Genomic DNA, 3,773 nt, shown 5'->3' with positions numbered 1-3,773 from the left:
CCATGCCAAAAGCGTGGGGTTTTTGCTATGGGCAGAATAGTGAAATATGTATAAATAGTGACCTTAGAGTGGTTGCGTCGCAGGGTTCATAGTGAGATGAGTCAAATATTGCAGGAGCAGGTGAGTCAAATCCGGCCGTCACAGCGATGATGAAAACAGAAGGCTACCTTGATAGGTGGCTTTTTTTTGTTTTTATAGCTCTGACTGATCCATCTTGAGCCAGTTATAAATAAACTCTGCGATCTGATCTGGTTGATTAATATCTAATTGCTTTACTACAGTATCTATCGGCTCGTCACTTGCCAAAGCGATAACGTATTCATCAATCAAACCAGCGAAAGGCTTACCTACAGCTGCTCTATAAAGAGCAATTTTGCTGATCGGCTCGTGCTTAAAACCCTCAACCAAAATCAAATCGATAGTTGATGTATCTAATCGACTAGCCAGATAGTGAAGATCCATCGGCGGCTGTTCTGGCGTTTCTGTCATTAATGCCCAGCGGCAATCACTGGCAACTAACGTTTGATGGGCTCCAGCTTTACGCAATTCATAACTGTCTTTGCCCGGTGTATCAATTTCCATATTGTGATGAGTATGTTTGATTAAGCCAACGCGGATTTGGCGCTGTTGAAGTAAGGGGATCAGGTGTTTTAGTAAGGTTGTTTTTCCTGTACCACTGTACGCGGCTATACCGAGTAACGGGGGCGTCTTGCTGCTCATAATGGCTCTCTTTTAGCTTGTTCCCATAACTCGCAATCTGCGGGAGTATTTAGGTTACTGAATTGATTGAGTTGCCCATTGAATACCACTCTTTGCGCATTGATACTCGTCATAAATATCATTAACTTACGATCCCCTTTTGCCAGATACCTTGCTAGCGTTGGCTTAAGACTAACATGCATTAAAGCTAATGTTGGATGCTCACGCTTGCTATCACTAACATAAGCAGCAAGAGCCTGCCCTTTTGACTGCCAGAGTTGAGAAACCAGATTAAGTGGAAGCATAGGAACGTCACAGGGAGCAAAGACAACCCATTCGGTAGTTGAATGGCTTAATCCAGCATGCATGCCAGCCAATGGGCCTACAAAGCCAGTAATGATATCGTTAATGACGGGAACGCCACTTTGTTGATAGAGGGCTTGGTTACGATTAGCATTAATCAGTAAGTTCTCAACCTGCGGTCTTAATCTATCAATCACATGTCGATACAGTGGCTTTCCATTTAGGGAGATTAATCCTTTATCATTCCCGCCCATTCTGGACGAAAGGCCTCCAGCAAGAATAACGCCTGTAATATTAGGTCGCATTTCCATCACTCCACGGTATTAAACTGACTATGGGATTGTATCTTCAAATAGGTGAACAGGTCAGGATTTACTTTTATTGACAATAGGCTCTCTTTCCCTGTGTGAATATCCCTGCTACTTTGTCAGCATATTTTTGAATAGGATAACTTCGCTATGAAATGTCATCGTGTTAATGAACTGATTGAGCTTTTACATCCGGCCTGGCAGCAAGAACCTGATTTAAATCTGGTGCAGTTTTTACAAAAATTGTCAGAGGAAGCTGGTTTTGAAGGTAATTTCGCAGATTTGACAGACGATATTCTTATTTATCATCTGAAAATGCGTGGCTCGGCATCAACGGAAGTGATTCCAGGACTGAAAAAGGATTATGAAGAGGATTTTAAAACAGCATTATTGAGAGCTCGTGGCATCATTAAAGATTAGTCACACTCCTGTCTGCGTAGGGAGGGGGCTTTAATGATACTATTTCTTATTCTCAGCGCGCCGCTGTTACTTATACAGACTGAATGTTGTTATGAACAATTCTGCTTTTAATTTTCAGACTTTGTCTCCAGACCTGATTATGGACGCCCTTGAGGCTGTAGGGTTACGGGTGGATTCAGGGTTAACCGCGCTTAATAGTTATGAGAACCGCGTCTATCAGTTTATGGATGAAGATCGTAAACGGTATGTGGTGAAGTTTTATCGCCCCGAGCGTTGGAGCAGTGAACAAATTATCGAGGAACATCGGTTCTCGCTTGATTTGGCAGAATCGGAGATTCCGGTTATCGCCCCATTAGCACTAAACGGCGAAACTTTGCATACTCATGGCGGCTTTTTCTTTGCTGTGTTCCCAAGTGTCGGTGGGCGGCAATATGAAATAGACAATCTTGATCAACTGGAGTGGGTGGGCCGTTTTCTCGGCAGAATTCATCAGGTGGGTAGCGATGGACTTTTTGTTGCCCGGCCAACGATGGATATTGAGGAATATCTGACCGAGCCACGTCAGTTACTGGCCAGCAGTGTGTTAGTGCCGGCAAAACAGAAAGACAAGTTTCTGGCGGCAACCGATCTGTTGATCGCCACCATTAAGCAGTATTGGCACACCGATTGGCAGCCGTTGCGGCTACATGGTGATTGCCATCCTGGTAATATTTTGTGGCGTGATGGGCCAATGTTCGTCGATTTGGATGATGCCAGAAATGGTCCGGCGGTTCAGGATTTGTGGATGTTATTACACGGCGAGCGCAGAGAGCAATTGATCCAGTTGGATATCTTGCTGGAAGCTTATGGTGAGTTTGCTGATTTTGATCAGCGTGAACTTGCATTGATTGAACCTTTACGCGCAATGCGCATGGTTTATTACCTTGCATGGGTCGCCAGACGTTGGCAGGACCCTGCATTTCCGAAAAGTTTTCCGTGGATGGCGGAGTCTGATTTTTGGTTACAGCAGACTGCATCATTTACAGAACAGGTTAAGCTGTTGCAGGTACCCCCTTTGCAGCTGATGCCAATGTACTAAAGCTAAGATAATGGAGATTGTTATAGTATGAAAAATGTATGGTTAGCTCTCGTTGGCATGGTGATGGCATTCAGTGCATCTGCCGCACAGTTTACGGATGGAACCCAGTACCAGACGTTAAATAAACCAGTAACGGGTGAGCCTCAGGTTTTAGAGTTTTTCTCTTTCTATTGCCCGCACTGCTTTCAGTTTGAAGAAGTTTATCATATCCCTCAGGCAGTAAAAAAAGCACTGCCAGAAGGGACAAAAATGACTCGATACCATGTTGAGTTCCTTGGGCCATTAGGTAAGCAATTGACTCAGGCATGGGCTGTTGCCATGGCATTGGGCGTTGAGGAAAAAATCACCCCACTGATGTTTGAAGGTGTACAGAAAACACAAACTGTTCAAACCCCTGATGATATTCGTAATGTCTTTATTAAAGCGGGTGTGAGTGGCGAAGATTATGATGCGGCATTAAATAGTTTTGTCGTTAAATCACTGGTTGCTCAACAACAAAAAGCGGCTGAAGATTTACAATTACGTGGTGTGCCAGCCATGTTTGTTAATGGCAAATATATGATTAAGAATGATGGCATGGATACCAGCTCAATGGATACCTATGTTAAACAGTATGCGGATGTCGTTAAGTTCCTACTGACCCAAAAGTAATTGTACAAAAGGAGGAGCTGGCTTTTGTTAGCTCCTCTTTCACTTATCCAATACCCTACATTGTCATCAGCATTTCAATTCTGTATCTATCTCTGCCACGGAATCATCATATTTACTAATGTGACAGTAATACGACTAAATACTGATTTTATATTTTTTTCCATGTTGTTTTCGATAGATTCATTTATTTCAGTGATGGATAAGTATGGATATTAGCGATGCTAAAAAGAGAAAACGACTTGATGGTGAGTAATAAAAAAGAGAGAACACTAAATTATCCACCCGTGGAATTTATTTACCTTAAGACTGTAACA

5 protein-coding genes are annotated in these 3,773 nt (G+C 43.0%); 3 read left to right on the top strand and 2 right to left on the bottom strand.

All coding sequences use genetic code 11. From position 1 onward, the window contains the following. Window positions 1-192 precede the first annotated feature (192 nt). Both mobB and mobA read right to left on the bottom strand, forming a co-directional pair. Window positions 193-720 (bottom strand): molybdopterin-guanine dinucleotide biosynthesis protein MobB, encoded by a 528-nt coding sequence (gene mobB, locus V2A85_RS22540; RefSeq protein ID WP_372560167.1) that lies wholly within the window; start codon window positions 718-720, stop codon window positions 193-195. Next, entirely contained in the window at window positions 717-1,307 is a 591-nt protein-coding gene (gene mobA / locus V2A85_RS22535) for a molybdenum cofactor guanylyltransferase MobA (protein ID WP_372560166.1), read from the bottom strand. The genes mobB and mobA overlap by 4 nt, the downstream gene beginning before the upstream one ends. A 153-nt stretch (window positions 1,308-1,460) precedes the next feature. On the opposite strand from mobA, the gene V2A85_RS22530 reads away from it, so the two are divergent. The 3 genes from V2A85_RS22530 to dsbA all read left to right on the top strand — a co-directional run bounded on the left by V2A85_RS22530 (window position 1,461) and on the right by dsbA (window position 3,459). Further along, window positions 1,461-1,730, top strand: coding sequence for a YihD family protein (locus V2A85_RS22530; RefSeq protein WP_083161617.1), 270 nt, complete (start codon window positions 1,461-1,463; stop codon window positions 1,728-1,730). A 91-nt stretch (window positions 1,731-1,821) separates the two neighbouring features. Further along, the gene (locus V2A85_RS22525) at window positions 1,822-2,808 is read left to right on the top strand and encodes a serine/threonine protein kinase (RefSeq protein WP_372560165.1); all 987 of its coding nucleotides are present in this window, start codon (window positions 1,822-1,824) and stop codon (window positions 2,806-2,808) included. A gap of 27 nt (window positions 2,809-2,835) precedes the next feature. Next, window positions 2,836-3,459 (top strand): thiol:disulfide interchange protein DsbA, encoded by a 624-nt coding sequence (gene dsbA, locus V2A85_RS22520; RefSeq protein WP_083161621.1) that lies wholly within the window; start codon window positions 2,836-2,838, stop codon window positions 3,457-3,459. The last annotated feature ends 314 nt before the right edge of the window (window positions 3,460-3,773 follow it).

Origin of the sequence: Yersinia sp. 1252 StPb PI, from assembly GCF_048593885.1 — a bacterium.
Lineage (GTDB): Bacteria > Pseudomonadota > Gammaproteobacteria > Enterobacterales > Enterobacteriaceae > Yersinia > Yersinia enterocolitica_E.
Note: the sequence above shows the minus strand (reverse complement) of the source record. Positions and strands in the feature narration are given on the sequence as shown.